The organism is Curtobacterium sp. LFS079, assembly GCF_047977865.1.
GTDB lineage: Bacteria > Actinomycetota > Actinomycetes > Actinomycetales > Micrococcaceae > Arthrobacter.
In genome coordinates, this window is record NZ_JBFPFO010000001.1 from 686,910 (window position 1) to 704,372 (window position 17,463).

Genomic DNA, 17,463 nt, shown 5'->3' on the forward strand with positions numbered 1-17,463 from the left:
CCGACTGACCCGCGCCGTCGCGGGATACCGTTAGGAATCAACATGGCAACAGAGACCGTTGCAAAGCCCCGGACCAGCCTGCGCGTTCGCGTCCAAAAGTTCGGAACATTCCTGTCCGGCATGATCATGCCCAACATCGGCGCCTTTATCGCCTGGGGCCTCATCACCGCACTTTTCATCAAGGTAGGTTGGTTTCCCGTCCCGGAGCTTGGCGGCTTCGGCACCAACGCCGAGGGAGTTCCCAATGTGGGGCTCGTCGGGCCGATGGTCAACTACCTTCTTCCGCTACTGATTGCCTACACGGGCGGCAAGATGGTCTATGACGTCCGCGGCGGCGTTGTGGGTGCCATCGGCACCATGGGTGTCATCGTCGGCACCGGCGTCCCGATGTTCATCGGCGCCATGATCATGGGCCCGTTGGGCGGCTGGATCATGAAGCAGCTGGACAGCCTCTGGCAGCACAAGATCCGCCCCGGTTTCGAAATGCTGATAAACAACTTCTCCGCCGGAATCTTGGGCGCCCTGCTGGCCTTGCTCGGCTTCTATGGCCTCACGCCCGTGATCAAGGCATTCACCGCTGGTGCGGGAGGTGTTGTCCAGTTCCTGGTCAGCAGCGGTCTCCTGCCGTTGACCAGCATCTTCATCGAACCGGCCAAGGTCCTCTTCCTCAATAACGCCATCAACCACGGCGTGCTCACCCCGCTGGGCATCCAGCAGTCCCTGGACCAGGGCAAGTCCATTCTGTTCCTGCTCGAGGCAAACCCCGGCCCCGGACTGGGCCTCCTGCTGGCCTACACGTTCTTCGGCCGCGGCGCCGCCAAGGCATCGGCTCCCGGGGCTGCGATCATTCAGTTCCTGGGTGGCATCCACGAGATCTACTTCCCGTACGTGCTGATGAAGCCCATCCTGATCCTTGCCACCATTGCCGGCGGCATGACCGGAATCGCGACCCTTGCCATCACCAACTCCGGCCTGGTTGCTCCGGCTGCCCCGGGTTCCATCATCGCCGTGATCGCCCAGACCGCCCGCGGCAGCTACGTCGGGGTGATCCTCTCCGTGGTGCTCGCAGCTACGGTTTCCTTCTTGATCGCCTCCCTGATCCTGCGCACGTCGAAGGACAAGGGCGAGGACGACCTCGCAGCCGCCACGTCCCGGATGGAAGCCATGAAAGGCAAGAAGAGCTCCGTCTCCTCGGCCCTTGTCGGAGACAGCCTTAGCGACCGCAGCGACGTGGCAGTCCTGACCCGCCCGGTCCAGAACATCGTGTTCGCCTGCGACGCCGGCATGGGCTCCAGCGCCATGGGAGCCTCGGTGCTGCGCAACAAGATCAAGGCCGCAGGCTTCCCGGACGTGAAGGTCACGAACTCGGCCATCGCCAGCCTGACTGACACCTACGACGTGGTGGTCACCCATGAAGACCTCACAGAGCGGGCCCAGCCGAGGACGAGCAGCGCTGTGCACTATTCCGTGGACAACTTCATGAACAGCCCGAAGTACGACGAGATCGTCGAGCTGGTGAAGACCAGCAACACCGAAGGCCCGGCCGCTGCCCACCCCGACGGAGCACTCGAGACCCAGGCCGCACCGGCCCAAGGTGCGCACGCCGCGGAACCGGCTGCCGCCGTCGTGGGCAAGGGCGTACTGCTACCCGAAAGCGTGATCCTGGACGGAACGGCACGTAACCGCGACGCCGCCATCGACGAAGCCGGGAAGCTCCTGCTGCACCGCGGCGCCGTGGATACCACCTACGTCCAGGCCATGCACGAACGCGAGGAATCCGTGTCCACCTACATGGGAAGCTTCCTGGCGATCCCGCACGGCACCAACGACGCCAAGGAGCACATCAAGCACTCGGCGGTGTCAATTGTCCGCTACCCCGAAGGCATCGACTGGGGTGGCAAGCAGGTGAAGTTCGTGGTCGGCGTGGCCGGCCTCAACAATGAACACCTCCACATCCTGGCTTCCATCGCCAAGATCTTCACCAACAAGGCACAGGTGGCCCAGTTGGAGGAAGCCGCCACGGTCGAGGAAATCCTGGAACTGTTCGGAAAGGTCAACGCATAGTGAAGGCAGTCCATTTCGGGGCAGGCAACATCGGGCGCGGATTCGTGGGGCTGTTGCTGCACGAGGCCGGTTACGAGGTGGTGTTCGCGGATGTCGCGGACGCCCTGATCAGCCAGCTCGCATCCGCAGACAGCTACGAGGTGCACGAAGTCGGCGAGAACCCGGCGGCCAAGACCGTTCGCGGGTTCCGGGCGCTCAACTCGGGCACGCAGGAAGCCGCCGTTGTCGAGGAGATCTCGACGGCGGATGTGGTCACCACGGCGGTCGGCCCCCACATCCTGAAGTTCGTGGCACCGGTGATCGCCCGCGGGCTTGCGGCCCGGAAGGCGTCGCTGCCGCCGTTGCAGGTGATGGCGTGCGAGAACGCCATCAACGCCACGGACCTCCTTCGCGGGGAGGTCCGGGCGGCCTGGGACGACTCCGCAGGTGACCTGGACGCCGTCGCTGTTTTCGCCAACACCGCGGTGGACCGGATCGTCCCCAACCAGGCACCGGGCCAAGGCCTGGATGTCACGGTGGAGACCTTCCACGAGTGGGTCATTGACCGCACACCGTTCGGCGGCAACGCGCCGGTGATCCCGGGGGCGACGTTCGTGGACGAACTGGGCCCGTACATCGAGCGGAAGCTGTTCACGGTGAACACCGGGCACGCCTCGGCGGCATACTTCGGCTACGCGGCAGGACTCGGGAAGATCTCTGACGCCATGGCCGATCCGACCGTGGCCGCGAAGGTCCGGGCCGTGCTTGACGAAACCAAGGACCTGCTGGTGGCCAAGCACGGTTTCGCCGCGGCCGAGCAGGAAGCATATGTACAGAAGATCCTGTCCCGCTTCACCAACCCGCATTTGCCGGACACGGTGGCCCGGGTGGGGCGCGCACCCTTGCGGAAGCTAGGGCGGCATGAGCGCTTCGTCGGCCCTGCCGCGGAACTTGCCGAACGTGGCATTGCCCCGGTGGCCCTGCTTGATGCGATGGCCGCCGCCCTTCGCTTCGACGACGGCGCTGACGAGGAGGCCAAGGAACTGGCCTCGATCGTCTCCAGGATGAGTGCCCCCGAGGCAACGAAGTACATCACCGGCATCGGGGCCGAGCATCCCTTGCACGGTGACCTCCTTCGCGTGGTCGCAGACCGCAAGGCGGAGCTTGAGGACTCTCCCTCTTAGCGGCAGCAATGGTGCGGCCCTCCCCGGAGCAACCGGAGAGGGCCGCATCCTTGCGCGCCCATTACGCGGCGTGTGCGTCACATTCGCCTGACATCCCACCTCCGTTGTCCCCGAGAACAGTTAGGCTTGTGTCCATGTGTGGAATCGTTGGTTATGTTGGTAATTCGTCCCGTCCGGCAGACGCCGGGCACGGAGCCTTGGACGTTGTCCTCGAAGGCCTGCGCCGCCTGGAGTACCGCGGCTACGACTCGGCAGGCGTGGCGGTAGTCGCCGACGGCGCCATTTCCTCCCGCAAGAAAGCGGGAAAGCTCGCAAACCTCCTTGGCGAACTCGAAGCCAAGCCGCTGCCTGAATCCCTGACCGGAATCGGGCACACCCGCTGGGCAACCCACGGTGGCCCCACCGACGGAAACGCCCATCCGCACCTGGCCGACGGCGGACGCCTGGCCGTGATCCACAACGGCATCATCGAGAACTTCGCCGAACTGAAGCAGGAACTCCTGGCCAAGGGCGTCGAATTCAGCTCCGAAACCGACACCGAGGTTGCTGCCGCGCTGCTGGGCGACATCTTCCGCAACCAGCTCAGCAACGGTTCCTCGAAGGGATCGCTGACCGAGGCCATGCAGCTTGCCTGCCAGCGGCTCGAGGGTGCCTTCACCCTGCTGGCCGTGCACGCCGACCAGCCCGGCGTCGTCGTCGCCGCGCGCCGTAACTCCCCGCTCGTGGTGGGCCTTGGCGAAGGCGAAAACTTCCTCGGCTCCGACGTCTCGGGCTTCATCGACTACACCCGCCGCGCCGTCGAGCTCGGCCAGGACCAAATCGTCACCATTACCGCCGACTCCGTGGACATCACCGACTTCTTCGGTGCCCCTGCTGAAGGCAAGGAATACACCGTCGACTGGGACCCGGCATCCGCCGAAAAGGGCGGCTTCAGCTCCTTCATGGAGAAGGAAATCAACGACCAGCCCGACGCCGTCGCGCAGACCCTCCTGGGCCGTTCGGACCTCAACGGCAAGCTCACCCTCGATGAAATCCGCATCGATCCGGAGCTGCTCAAGCAGGTCGACAAGATCATCGTCCTGGCCTGCGGCACGGCAGCCTACGCCGGCCTCGTGGCCAAATACGCCATCGAGAACTGGTGCCGCATCCCCACCGAGGTGGAGCTGGCCCACGAGTTCCGGTACCGCGATCCCATCGTTGACGCCAAGACCCTGGTGGTTTCCATCAGCCAGTCCGGCGAAACCATGGACACCCTCATGGCCGTCCGCTACGCCCGCGAACAGGGCGCCAAGACCATCTCCATCTGCAACACCAACGGCTCCACCATTCCGCGTGAGTCCGACGCCGTGCTTTACACCCACGCCGGCCCGGAAATCGCCGTGGCTTCCACCAAGGCGTTCCTGGCCCAGATCACCGCCGCCTACCTGCTCGGCCTGTACCTGGCCCAGCTGCGCGGCAACATCTTCAGCGGCCAGATCAAGGATGTCCTCGCGGACCTCGGCAAGATCCCCGCGAAGATCCAGAAGATCCTCGACTCCGCGGGCCCACTGCGTGAACTCGCCCGCAGCATGAAGGACGAAAAGTCCGTGCTGTTCCTGGGCCGCCACGTCGGCTTCCCGGTTGCCCTCGAAGGCGCGCTGAAGCTCAAGGAAATCGCCTACATCCACGCGGAAGGCTTCGCCGCCGGCGAGCTCAAGCACGGCCCGATTGCCCTGATCGACGAAGGCCAGCCGGTCTTCGTGGTGGTCCCTTCCCCGCGCGGCCGGGATTCCCTGCACTCCAAGGTGGTCAGCAACATCCAGGAAGTCCGCGCCCGCGGTGCCCGTACCCTGGTGATCGCCGAGGAAGGCGACGAGTCGGTCAAGGACTACGCCGAGTACGTTTTCTACGTCCCGGAGACGCCCACGCTGCTCATGCCGCTGCTGACCACGGTCCCGCTGCAGATCTTTGCCGCGGAGCTTGCAGGGGCCAAGGGTTACGACGTGGACCAGCCTCGCAATCTCGCCAAGAGCGTGACCGTAGAATAGCCGCATGATTGTTGGCATCGGCGTAGACGTCGTAGACATCGAACGTTTCGGACGGCAGTTGGAACGGACTCCGGGCCTGCGGGACCGCCTGTTCGTGCCCGCTGAGCGGGAGCTCCATGTCCGCTCCCTGGCCGCCCGTTTTGCGGCCAAGGAGGCTGTGGCGAAGGTCCTCGGAGCTCCGGCAGGCATGAACTGGCAGGACTGCTGGATCGGCCTGGACGAGAAAGGCCCCACCGTCAAGGTCCAGGGCACGGTCCTGGCAGTGGCCGACGCCAAGGGTGTCAGGCGCTGGCACCTGTCCATAAGCCACGACGGCGGCATCGCCACGGCCATGGTCGTTGCCGAAGGCTGACAACAACACACCTCGATGATCAGCGCCTTCACCGGAACACAGGTCAGGGAAGCGGAACAACCGCTCCTGGACTCCGGTGAGGGCGCTGTTCTCATGCAGCGGGCCGCCCACGGTCTGGCAGCCGCCGTCGTCCGCGAACTGCGAAGCCGCGGGCGGCGGACCTACGGCTCCAGGGTGACCGTGCTGGCGGGCAAGGGCAACAACGGCGGCGACGGTCTGTTCGCCGGGGCGAAACTCGCGGCCCGCGGGATGCGTACGACGGCGGTGCTCACCGCGGATGGTGCCCACCCGGCGGCGCTGGCCGCCTTCCTCGCGGCCGGCGGCCGCACGTTCCGGCTCGCTGCGGACAACGTCGAAGAGCTCGCCGTCCTGGCGGCCGGTGACGACGCCATCATCGATTCGGTGCTGGGCACCGGAGCCCGGGGCGGCCTGCGCGGAGCCGCGGCCGAGCTGGTGTCCCTGCTCCAGGAACTGAAGCCTGCGCTGGTGGTGGCCTGCGACATCCCGAGCGGGGTGGATGCGGATACCGGCGAAGTGCACTGGCCCGTGCTGCCGGCCGACGTGACGGTCAGTTTCGGCGGGACCAAGGCAGGCCTGCTCACCGACCCCGGCGAAGGCTGCGCCGGGCGGGCCGAACTGGTGCGGATCGGCATCGAGGAGCGGCTGCCGGAAGCTTCGCTCCGCCGCCTCGAGGCCGCCGACCTGGCTGCGCTCCTGCCGTCACCCGGCCGCCGGGAGCACAAATACAGCAGGGGAGTGCTCGGCGTGGTGGCCGGTTCGGAACGCTACCCGGGCGCCGCGGTGCTCTCGGTGGAAAGCGCCTCCGTGTCCGGGGCAGGGATGGTGCGCTACGTCGGACCCGAAAGCGTGGCACGGCAGGTGCTGGCGCGCGTGCCCGAAGCGATCGTGGAGGTGGGCAGCCCCGGCCGGGTCCAAGCGTGGCTGCTGGGCCCTGGACTTCCAAGCACCGGCCCGGAGCCGGGTGGGGACGCCGACAACCGCCAGCTCCAGCGGGCCAGGGACACCTTGGAGGCGGCCCTGGCAGCCGGCCAGCCCGCCGTCGTCGACGCCGGAGCGCTAGGGCTGCTGCCGGCCCGCTGCCCTGCCAACTGGATCCTCACCCCGCATGCCGGTGAACTGGCCGGGTTCCTTTCGCAGCGCGAAACCGTCAGCGGGGAAACCTCCGTGACGAGGGACGACGTCGAGTCCCGGCCGCTGCATTTTGCCCGCCTGGCCGCCGCGGACAGCGGTGCCACCGTCCTCCTCAAGGGCGCCACGACATTGGTGGCATCGCCGTCGGGCACGGTGTTCAGCCAGTCGGAAGGCACACCGTGGCTGGCAACGGCCGGCAGCGGGGACGTGCTGGCCGGGGTGCTCGGTTCGCTGTCCGCGCAATATGCCGAAGCAGCCATGGATGACGACGGGCCTTTCGCGGCCCTCGGAATCGTCCCGGAGGACCGCTGGGCCGCAGTGGCGGCGGTGGCGGCCAGCCTGCACGGGCGGGCAGGCAGCCGGGCGTCGGGAGGCGGGCCGCTGACGGCCCGGGCAATCCTTGGCGGGCTACCCGGGGTGCTGGGAGGCCTCCGGAAAAAGAATCCCGGATAACGGGCCCTGGGTTACGAGCGGCGCGCGCGCCCGTAACTCCGGCGTGTTAGTTTGGCACATCGCTGCAGCCGAGCCCGACGGCCCGGCTTCGGCGTCCGCCAGGCAAAGGAGAACCATGGAAGTATGGCCCGGAACGGCCTATCCGTTAGGCGCGAGCTTTGACGGCAGCGGCACCAACTTCGCGCTCTTCAGTGAAAACGCGGAGAGGGTCGAGCTTTGCTTGATCGGCGACGACGGCGCGGAAGTGCGCGTGGACGTCAGCGAAGTGGATGGCTACGTGTGGCACTGTTACCTGCCGCAGGTCCAGCCGGGCCAGAAATACGGCTACCGGGTGCACGGCCCCTACGATCCTGCTGCCGGGCACCGCTTCAACCCCAACAAGCTCCTCCTGGACCCCTACGCCAAGGCGGTCCACCGCCAGATCGACTGGGACCCTGCACTGTTCTCGTACAACATGGGCGACCCCGACTCCCGGAACGACGCAGATTCGGCACCGCACATGATGCTCGGCGTCGTCATCAACCCGTTCTTCGACTGGGCTGGCGACCAGCTGCTTCGCATCCCGTACCACAAGTCCGTCATTTACGAAGCGCACGTCAAGGGGCTGACCCAGCTGCACCCGGAGGTTCCGGAAGAGCAGCGGGGCACCTATGCCGGCGTCGCGCATCCCGCGGTGATCGCCCACCTGAAGAAGCTGGGCGTGACCGCGATCGAACTCATGCCGGTCCACCAGTTCACTAACGACGGCATCCTCCAGGACCGGGGGCTGAACAACTACTGGGGTTACAACACCATCGGCTTCTTCGCCCCGCACAACGGCTACAGCTCCAAGGGCGACACCGGCCAGCAGGTCCAGGACTTCAAGGCGATGGTGCGTTCCCTGCACGATGCCGGCATCGAAGTGATCCTGGACGTGGTCTACAACCACACCGCCGAAGGCAACCACCTGGGGCCCACGCTTTCCTTCAAGGGCATCGACAATTCCGCCTACTACCGGCTGGTCGAAGGCGACCTGAAGCACTACATGGACTACACCGGCACCGGAAACTCCCTGAACGTCCGCAGCCCGCATTCCCTGCAGCTGCTGATGGATTCGCTGCGGTACTGGGTGACCGAGATGCACGTGGACGGTTTCCGCTTCGACCTTGCTTCGACCCTGGCGCGGGAGTTTTACGACGTCGACAAGCTGTCGTCCTTCTTTGAACTCATCCAGCAGGATCCTGTGGTGTCACAGGTCAAGTTGATCGCAGAACCCTGGGACGTCGGGCCCGGCGGCTACCAGGTGGGCAACTTCCCCCCGCAATGGACCGAATGGAACGGCAAGTACCGCGACACCGTGCGTGACTTCTGGCGCGGCGAACCCTCAACCCTTGGCGAGTTCGCGTCGCGGCTGACCGGTTCGGCCGATCTTTACGAGCACTCCGGGCGCAGGCCCGTGGCCTCCATCAACTTCGTGACCGCGCACGACGGCTTCACCCTCGCCGACCTGGTCTCCTACAACGAGAAGCACAACGAGGCCAACGGCGAAGGCAACAACGACGGCGAATCACACAACAGGTCGTGGAACTGCGGCGCCGAGGGCCCCACCGAGGACCCGAAGGTCCTGGCCCTGCGGGCCCGGCAGCAGCGCAACTTCATCGCCTCCCTGCTGCTGTCCCAAGGCGTGCCCATGCTGACACACGGCGACGAGCTAGGCCGGACCCAGCAGGGCAACAACAACGCCTACTGCCAGGATTCCGAACTGACCTGGATCAACTGGGACAGCGTGGACCAGCCGCTCGTGGAATTCACCGCCGCGGTGAGCGCCTTGCGCGCCAAGCACCCCACCTTCCGGCGCAGCCGCTTCTTCGACGGCCGCCCGGCGCTCCGCGGGGAGGGCGAACGCCTGCCGGACATCGTCTGGCTCGACGTCGACGGAAGCACCATGACGCCGTCGGACTGGGACAGCGGCTTCGGCCGCTCGGTGGGCGTGTTCCTTAACGGCGACGGCATCCGGGGCCGGGACAACCAAGGCCGGCGCATCACGGACGTGAACTTCCTCCTGTACTTCAACGCCCACGACGACGAAGTCGGCTTCCGGGTGCCCTCCGACGAGTACGCGCCCAAGTGGGACGTGATCATCGATACGGCCGGCGGCCACGCCGACGCCGAACCTGTCGCGGCGGAATCGCTGCTCGCCGTGGGGGCCAAGGCCCTGGTGGTCCTCCGGGCCCACAGCACGCCGGAAAGTGAACCGGACCATTCAGTGGCCGCCTCCCTCGCCGCGCTCTCCCAGACCACAACCTCGGAGACGGCTTCCCTGACCTCACCGTCGACGCCGCAGCTGCGCTCCACCGCGGAACCGGCGCCGGAAAAACCCGCACCGGAACGCAAGCCCCCGAGGAAGAACTCCACGAAAGGGTAATCATGAAGGCACCCGTTTCCACGTACAGGCTCCAGATCCGCCCCGGCGTCACCCTCGGGGACGCAGCGGAGCTCACCGGCTATCTCAGATCGCTCGGCGTGGACTGGGTGTATTTGTCCCCGATCCTGACCGCGGAGGAAGGGTCCCAGCACGGCTACGACGTCACCGACCCTTCCTCCGTGGACCCGGCCCGCGGAGGAGCGGAGGGCCTGGCAGCACTCGCCGCCGCAGCCAGGGAGAACGGCCTGGGCGTGCTCGTGGACATCGTTCCCAACCACATGGGCGTGGCTTCGCCGCCGCAGAACGCCTGGTGGTGGTCGCTGCTGAAGGAAGGTCGCTCCTCGCGGTACGCGGAGGCCTTCGACGTCGACTGGGACGCGGCGGGCGGCAAACTCCGGATCCCGGTCCTGGGCAGCGACGACGATGTGGACACGCTGGAAATCACCGACGGCGAGCTGCGGTACTACGAGCACCGCTTCCCGCTCGCCGAGGGCAGCCACACGCGCGGCGACAGCTCGCGGGAGGTCCACGCACGCCAGCACTACGAGCTGATCGGCTGGCGGAGGGCCGACGCCGAACTGAACTACCGCCGCTTCTTCGCCGTCAGCACCCTCGCCGGGGTCCGGGTGGAGATCCCTTGGGTGTTCGAGGAAGCGCACGCTGAGATCACCCGCTGGTTCCGCGAAGGGCTCGTGGACGGGCTGCGGGTGGACCACCCCGACGGTCTCGCCGACCCTGCCGGCTACCTGGCCCGGCTCAAGCAGGCAACGGGCGGCGCTTACGTGTTGGTGGAAAAGATCCTGGAACCGGGAGAGGAACTGCCGGGGACCTTCGACTGCGAGGGGACCACCGGGTACGACGCGCTCGCCGACGTCGACCGGCTGTTTGTCGATCCCGACGCCGGCCCGCGACTCGACGCCCTGGACGCCCGCCTGCGCGACGCCGCTGCCCCTCCGGACTACCAGGCGATGATCCACGGCACCAAGCGGCGCATCACCGACGGCATCCTGCGCTCGGAGATCCTGCGGCTGGCGAGACTTGTCCCGGAAACCCCGGAGTTCCCCCGACCAGTTGTCGCCGATGCCCTGGCCGAAACCATCTGCGCTTTCCCCGTGTACCGGACGTACCTTCCGCATGGCAAGGACATCCTGGTGGAGGCGGTGGAGAACGCCGGACGGGCCAGGCCGGAGCTTGAGCCGGCCCTGCAGCATCTGCTTCCCCTGCTCCTGGACACGGGCGCGGAGCTCAGCCGCCGCTTCCAGCAGACCTCCGGGATGGTCATGGCCAAGGGCGTGGAGGACACGGCCTTCTTCCGGTACACACGGCTGGGGACCCTCACCGAAGTGGGCGCCGACCCCACCGAACTGGCCGTTGCGCCCGAGGAGTTCCACCGCCGCATGGCCCGCCGCCAATCCCGGCTGCCGCTGTCCATGACCACCCTCACCACCCACGACACCAAGCGCAGCGAAGACACCCGGGCACGGATCTCCGTCATCTCGGAGGCCGTCCCGGAATGGGAGGCTTTCCTGGACCGGGTGCAGGCTGTGGCGCCCATTCCGGACGGACCCCTCGCGGTGCTCGTCTGGCAGGCCATCGCCGGGGCCTGGCCGGCCAGCCGTGAGCGTCTCCAGGCGTTTGGGCTTAAGGCCGCCCGGGAAGCCGGCAATTCCACGAACTGGACCGACCCCGATGCCGCCTTCGAGACGGCCCTGGCCGCCGCCGTCGACGCCGCGTTCGACGTGCCGGAGGTGGCTGCGGCCCTGGCCGGCTTCGTCGCGGAGCTGGAACCGCACGGCTGGTCCAACTCCCTCTCGGCCAAGCTCGTGCAGCTCACCATGCCCGGTGTGCCCGACGTCTATCAGGGCACGGAGTTCCGGGACGGATCGCTCACCGACCCCGACAACCGCCGGCCGGTCGACTTCCCGGCCCGGGTCGCCGCCCTGGAACGGCTAGACGGCGGCACCCGCCCGGCGTTCGCCGACGAGGACACCAAGCTGCTGCTCGTTTCCCGGGCTTTGCGGTTGCGCCGCGGCAGGCCTGAACTGTTCGGCGGTTACCGCCCGCTGGCCGCCTCCGGGGCGGCGGCCGGCCACCTCATCGCCTTTGACCGGGGCGCCGACGGCGGCGGAGCCGTGACCGTGGCAACCCGCCTGCCGAAGCGGCTCGAGCGCGACGGCGGCTGGCGGGACACCGTGGTTGAGCTGCCGCTCGACTGCACCGACGAACTCACGGGACGGGCCTTCGCTGCCGGAGCGGCCGCCGTCGGGCAACTGCTTGCGGACTATCCCGTTGCCCTGCTGGTGCCCGCCGGCTGAGCCTTTGGACCACATCGATTACAGGGGGAGAACCATGCCACAACACGCCACCGCGCCCGGCCCGTACGACGTCTGGGCGCCTTCCGCAGGCTCGCTGGGCCTCGTGTCCGAGGGCCGGGAGTACAGCATGGAGAGACTCTCCGGTCCCTCCGCCGGCTGGTGGCACGCGCCCGGGTTCAACGGCGGGGACGGCGTGAGCTACGCGTACATGGTGGACGGGGAAGGACCGTTCCCGGACCCGCGCTCACGCCGGCAGCCGGAGGGCGTCCACCGCCCCTCGGCAGGGTTCGACGCCGGCGCGCACCAGTGGCAGGACGCCGGCTGGACCGGCCGCGGACTGCGCGGCTCGCTGATCTACGAACTGCACATCGGCACGTTCACCCCTGAAGGCACGCTCGACGCGGCCGCCGGGAAGTTGGACTACCTGGTGGAACTGGGCGTCGATTACGTGGAGCTGCTGCCCGTCAACGCCTTCAACGGGACCCACAACTGGGGCTACGACGGCGTGCTCTGGTACGCGGTCCACGAGCAGTACGGCGGGCCGGCCGCGTACCAGCGCTTCGTGGACGCCGCCCACACCGCTGGGCTCGGCGTCATCCAGGACGTGGTCTACAACCATCTTGGGCCCAGCGGAAACTACCTGCCGAAGTTCGGGCCCTACCTCAAGTCCGGGCCGGGCAACACCTGGGGAGACTCGGTCAACCTGGACGGACCCGGCTCGGACGAGGTTCGCCGCTACATCCTGAACAACGCGGCCATGTGGCTGCGGGATTACCACGTGGACGGGCTGCGGCTGGACGCAGTGCACGCCCTCCGGGACGAACGCGCCGTGCACATCCTCGAGGACCTGGCCATCGTGGCGGACGGGATCGAGGCCGAAACCGGGATGCCGCGGACGTTGATCGCCGAGTCCGACCTGAACAACCCGCGCCTGATCTACCCGCGGCAGGCCAACGGCTACGGGCTTGCGGGGCAGTGGAGCGACGACTTCCACCACGTGGTGCATGTGAACCTCACGGGGGAGACCGCCGGCTACTACGCGGACTTCGAATCCCTGGCCGCGCTGGCCAAGGTCCTGCGGCACGGTTTCTTCCACGACGGCAGCTACTCCAGCTTCCGCGCCCGGCACCACGGGCGGCCCATCCGCCAGGACCTGGCCCACCCCTCCGCGCTGGTGGTCTGCAACCAGAACCACGACCAGATCGGCAACCGGGCCGCCGGTGACCGGCTCAGCGGCACCCTTTCCTACGGACGCCTCGCTTTGGCCGCCGTCCTCACCATGACCTCCCCGTTCACGCCCATGCTGTTCATGGGCGAGGAGTTCGGCGCCTCGACCCCGTGGCAGTTCTTCACATCCCACCCGGAAGAGTGGCTGGGCAAGGCAACGGCGGAAGGCCGGCTCAAGGAATTCGAACGCATGGGCTGGGACCCGGCACTGGTCCCGAACCCGCAGGACCCGGAAACCTTCCTCCGCTCCAAGCTCAACTGGGACGAGGCCGGGGAAGGTGACCATGCCCGGCTGCTCGCCCTGTACCGCGCCCTGGGCGTGCTGCGGCGCACGACGCCGGAACTCCGCGAAGGCGGCTTCGAAGCCACCGATGTGGACTTCAACGAGGACGAACGGTGGCTGGAACTGGTCCGCGGCAGTGTGCGGGTGGTGTGCAACTTCGGCCCGGAACCGCTGTCCACCGACGTCGACGGCGAACTGCTGCTGACCACGGACCCAGTCGCGGAGCTGGAAAACGGGACGCTGACCCTCCCCGGCGAGGCGGCCGCCGTCGTACGGACCGTTTGAGGCCAGACGGTATCACTGGCCGCTCGCGCTGTGGTGAGGACCACATGCCGGACAGCCCGGCCCCGCTCCGCGCGCCGGTGGCAGGATGGTACGTATGACTTATGTGGCCGCGGACACCCGCTACGACACCATGCCCTACCGCCGCGTCGGACGCAGCGGTCTCAAGCTTCCCGCCATTTCCCTGGGTCTCTGGCACAACTTCGGCGACGACAAGCGCTTCGAAGAGCAGCGCGACATCCTGCGCCGCGCCTTTGACCTGGGCGTGAACCATTTCGACCTTGCCAACAACTACGGTCCGCCGGACGGCTCCGCGGAAACCAACTTCGGCCGCCACCTGAGGGACGACTTCAAGCCGTACCGCGACGAGCTGGTCATCTCCACGAAGGCGGGCTACTACATGTGGCCCGGCCCCTACGGCGAGTGGGGCTCCCGGAAGTACCTGCTCTCCAGCTTGGACCAGTCGCTGCAGCGCATGGGCCTGGACTATGTGGACATTTTCTACAGCCACCGCCCGGATCCGGAGACACCGCTCGAGGAAACCATGGGCGCGCTGGACCACGCCGTGCGCTCCGGCAAGGCGCTGTACGCCGGCATCTCCTCCTACACCCCTGAGCAGACCCTCGAGGCGGCACGCATCCTGAAGGACATGGGGACGCCGCTGCTGATCCACCAGCCCAGCTACTCCATGCTGAACCGCTGGACCGAAAACGGCTCGCCCAACCTGTACGAGGCGCTCGACCAGGTGGGCGCCGGTTCGATCGCGTTCTCCCCGCTCGCCCAGGGCATGCTGACCAACCGCTACCTGCACGGCATCCCCGCGGACTCCCGCGCGGCCAAGGAACGCTTCCTGTCCGAGAAGGCCCTCACGGAGGAGAAGCTCAGCCGGGTCCGCGGCCTCAATGCGATCGCCGACGGCCGCGGCCAGACCCTGGCCCAGATGGCCATCGCCTGGATCCTGCGCGAGCAGCCCAAGGGCTCGCCGGTGACCTCGGCGCTGGTCGGCGCTTCAAGCGTCGCGCAGCTGGAAGATACCCTCGCGGCCATCAATAACCTGGAGTTCACGCGGGAGGAGCTGACGGCGATCGACGAGTTCGCCGTCGAATCCGACATCAATCTCTGGGCGCAGAAGTAGCGCCTGCAACAAAAAGGCGGGGCCGGCGGGAACAAAGCCGGCCCCGCCTGTGTTGCGTATAATGCAAATTGCGCCGAATGGCGCCGTGCCGTGACCGCCGTCGAACTGAACCGGCCGGGTCCGGCACCTGAGCTTAGTTCTCTAAGGAGTCCCGTGTCTTCACATCCGATTCGCGTTGCCATCGTCGGTGTCGGCAACTGCGCCGCCTCCCTGGTCCAGGGTGTCCATTACTACCGCGACGCCGACCCCCAGGCCACGATTCCCGGCCTGATGCACGTTGAGTTCGGTCCGTACCACGTGGGCGACGTCCAGTTCGTTGCCGCCTTCGACGTCGATGGCAAGAAGGTCGGACTGGATCTCGCCGATGCCATCGGTGCCAGCGAAAACAACACCATCAAGATCGCCGACGTCCCCGAGACCGGTGTGACCGTGCAGCGCGGCCACACCCTGGACGGCCTGGGCCGCTACTACCGCGAAACCATCGTCGAGTCCCCGGCTGAGCCCGTGGACATCGTCGCCGCCCTGCGCGAAGCCAAGGCCGACGTCATGGTCTGCTACCTCCCGGTGGGTTCCGAGGAAGCCGCCATGTTCTACGCACAGGCCGCCATCGACGCCGGCGTGGCCTTCGTCAACGCCCTGCCGGTCTTCATCGCGGGCACCAAGGAATGGGCTGACAAGTTCACCGCCGCGGGCGTTCCGATCGTGGGCGACGACATCAAGAGCCAGATCGGCGCCACCATCACGCACCGCGTCATGGCCAAGCTCTTCGAAGACCGCGGCGTCACGCTGGACCGCACGTACCAGCTGAACGTCGGCGGCAACATGGACTTCAAGAACATGCTGGAGCGCGACCGCCTGGAGTCCAAGAAGATCTCCAAGACCCAGGCCGTGACCTCCAACGTCCAGGCCGAACTCCACGCCGACGACGTCCACATCGGCCCGTCGGACTACGTGGCCTGGCTCGATGACCGCAAGTGGGCCTTCGTCCGCCTTGAAGGCCGCAACTTCGGTGATGCCCCGGTTTCCCTCGAGTACAAGCTTGAGGTCTGGGACTCCCCGAACTCCGCAGGCGTCATCATCGATGCCATCCGTGCGGCCAAGATCGGCCTGGACCGCGGCATCGGCGGCCCGCTGCTCTCCGCCTCCAGCTACTTCATGAAGTCCCCGCCGGAGCAGTTCAATGACGATCTCGCCCGCGAAAAGGTCGAGGCCTTCATCCGCGGCGACATCGAACGCTAAGGATTCAACGCTAACGATTCAACGCAAGGCGCTCTCCCGTACCAAACGGGGGAGCGCCTTGCGCTTAATCTCCGGGCCCTGCCTGGTCAGGGTCCTCGAAGCGCCGGATGGCATGGCTGGCCTGGGCAAGGGCCAGCAGCTTGAGCAGCAGCTGGGAATGCATGTGCATCCCGACGGCGGCCGTCAGGATGGCCTGGTCGAGGTCGGCGGCCGCGGCGGTGAGCTGCAGGTCCAAGCCCGCGATGGTGTCCATGGCGCCGCTGTAGGCGTCGAGGATCTCCGCGGACAACGGGATACCGAGCCCCTCCATGATCGCCAGTTGGGCGTCGAGGGCCTCCCTGGCGTCGCTGTCCTCATCCGGCCAGCCTCGCATGTGCACGACGGCGTCGCCCGGCCGCGCGCCCTTGTCGCGGCTGTTGCCCCCGTCGCCTGCGTCGCGGCTGCTGCCTCCGTGCGGCTCCAGCCGCAACACCACCCGCTGCACCGTGGCCAGCACCTCCAGGCGCGGCGCACCGCCGTCGGCCAATGCCACAATGGTGCGGATCTGCTCGATTCCCAGCCCGACGATCTGACGCAGGGCCTGGATCAGCTCCAGGCGCCGAAGGTGGCCTGCGCTGTAGCGGGCACGGGTGGCTGTGACAGCCTCACCGGGCCGGAGCAGTCCCTCGCGCAGGTAGTACTTGATGCTGGCGGCGCTGACGCCGCTGCGGGCACTGAGTTCATTCAGCTGCACTGTTCCACCGCGCCTCCACCTCGCCGGCCGGGGCCGTTGGATAGCTGATCCGGCCCGGACTATCTTGATGTACAAGGATAGGATAGTGCTCCTATCCTAAAGGCATGGAGCACTGGAATGTCCTTCTTGTCAGTCATGTTGTGGCCGCGCTGTTCGTCCTGGTGATCGGCCCCGCCCAGATTCTTCGCCGCCGTCGGGACCGGATCCACCGGACCATGGGGTACCTGTGGGTCGCGGCAATGTACTATGTCTGCCTGAGCAGCTTCTGGATTGTCTCGGACGGCCATTTCTCCTGGCTCCACGGGCTGTCCGCCTTCACCCTCGTGACGGTCACGCTCGGCCTGCTCAGCGCGATCCGCCGGAACATCCCAGCGCATAGGGGCAACATGGTGGGCAGCTACATCGGCACGGCCATCGCCTTCGCGTTCGCCGTTGCCGCACCGGGCCGCGCGATTCCCCGGCTGCTGGCCACGGATCCCGGCAGCGCCGTGTTCGTGGCCGTGCTGGTGGCGGGCGCCGTTGCGGCGGTCTATCTGTCCCTGTTCCGCGGACAGCCCAACGGAAACGGGCGACGGCCGCCCCCCGCCCCCCGCCACCCCTCACCCCCCCCGCCGGGGTTTGGCGCCCGGAGAAC

Annotated in this window: 12 protein-coding genes; 11 read left to right on the forward strand and 1 reads right to left on the reverse strand. The window is 67.2% G+C overall.

The genetic code is table 11. From position 1 onward, the window contains the following. Positions 1 to 42: 42 nt before the first annotated feature. The 10 genes from ACNQPB_RS03255 (at position 43) to ACNQPB_RS03300 (ending at position 16,096) form a co-directional block, all read left to right on the forward strand. Positions 43 to 2,064, forward strand: coding sequence for a PTS mannitol transporter subunit IICBA (locus ACNQPB_RS03255; RefSeq protein ID WP_498749023.1), 2,022 nt, complete (start codon positions 43 to 45; stop codon positions 2,062 to 2,064). Continuing rightward, positions 2,064 to 3,227 (forward strand): mannitol-1-phosphate 5-dehydrogenase, encoded by a 1,164-nt coding sequence (locus tag ACNQPB_RS03260; protein ID WP_498749024.1) that lies wholly within the window; start codon positions 2,064 to 2,066, stop codon positions 3,225 to 3,227. Before ACNQPB_RS03255 ends, ACNQPB_RS03260 begins: the two co-directional genes overlap by 1 nt. A 134-nt stretch (positions 3,228 to 3,361) precedes the next feature. Continuing rightward, the gene (gene glmS, locus ACNQPB_RS03265; protein ID WP_498749026.1) at positions 3,362 to 5,254 is read left to right on the forward strand and encodes a glutamine--fructose-6-phosphate transaminase (isomerizing); all 1,893 of its coding nucleotides are present in this window, start codon (positions 3,362 to 3,364) and stop codon (positions 5,252 to 5,254) included. A gap of 4 nt (positions 5,255 to 5,258) precedes the next feature. Then, positions 5,259 to 5,606, forward strand: coding sequence for a holo-ACP synthase (locus tag ACNQPB_RS03270; protein ID WP_498749027.1), 348 nt, complete (start codon positions 5,259 to 5,261; stop codon positions 5,604 to 5,606). Between the two features lie 15 nt (positions 5,607 to 5,621). Further along, on the forward strand, positions 5,622 to 7,211 hold the full coding sequence (locus ACNQPB_RS03275) for an NAD(P)H-hydrate epimerase (protein ID WP_498749029.1): 1,590 nt from the start codon (positions 5,622 to 5,624) through the stop codon (positions 7,209 to 7,211). Between the two features lie 115 nt (positions 7,212 to 7,326). Continuing rightward, positions 7,327 to 9,615 (forward strand): glycogen debranching protein GlgX, encoded by a 2,289-nt coding sequence (gene glgX / locus ACNQPB_RS03280; protein WP_498749031.1) that lies wholly within the window; start codon positions 7,327 to 7,329, stop codon positions 9,613 to 9,615. 2 nt (positions 9,616 to 9,617) lie between these two features. After that, complete coding sequence (treY, locus tag ACNQPB_RS03285; RefSeq protein ID WP_498749033.1) at positions 9,618 to 11,930, forward strand: malto-oligosyltrehalose synthase; 2,313 nt, start codon at positions 9,618 to 9,620, stop codon at positions 11,928 to 11,930. 34 nt (positions 11,931 to 11,964) lie between these two features. Then, positions 11,965 to 13,725 (forward strand): malto-oligosyltrehalose trehalohydrolase, encoded by a 1,761-nt coding sequence (gene treZ, locus ACNQPB_RS03290; protein ID WP_498749035.1) that lies wholly within the window; start codon positions 11,965 to 11,967, stop codon positions 13,723 to 13,725. Positions 13,726 to 13,819: 94 nt separating this feature from the next. After that, entirely contained in the window at positions 13,820 to 14,857 is a 1,038-nt protein-coding gene (gene mgrA / locus ACNQPB_RS03295) for an L-glyceraldehyde 3-phosphate reductase (protein WP_498749037.1), read from the forward strand. A 153-nt stretch (positions 14,858 to 15,010) separates the two neighbouring features. Further along, positions 15,011 to 16,096 (forward strand): inositol-3-phosphate synthase, encoded by a 1,086-nt coding sequence (locus tag ACNQPB_RS03300; RefSeq protein ID WP_498749039.1) that lies wholly within the window; start codon positions 15,011 to 15,013, stop codon positions 16,094 to 16,096. 64 nt (positions 16,097 to 16,160) lie between these two features. On the opposite strand, the gene ACNQPB_RS03305 is transcribed toward ACNQPB_RS03300, so the two are convergent. Further along, entirely contained in the window at positions 16,161 to 16,829 is a 669-nt protein-coding gene (locus ACNQPB_RS03305; protein ID WP_498749041.1) for a MerR family transcriptional regulator, read from the reverse strand. Positions 16,830 to 16,933: 104 nt separating this feature from the next. On the opposite strand from ACNQPB_RS03305, the gene ACNQPB_RS03310 reads away from it, so the two are divergent. Further along, positions 16,934 to 17,463 (forward strand): DUF2306 domain-containing protein (locus ACNQPB_RS03310; RefSeq protein ID WP_498749043.1); only part of this gene is annotated, 530 nt, incomplete at its 3' end.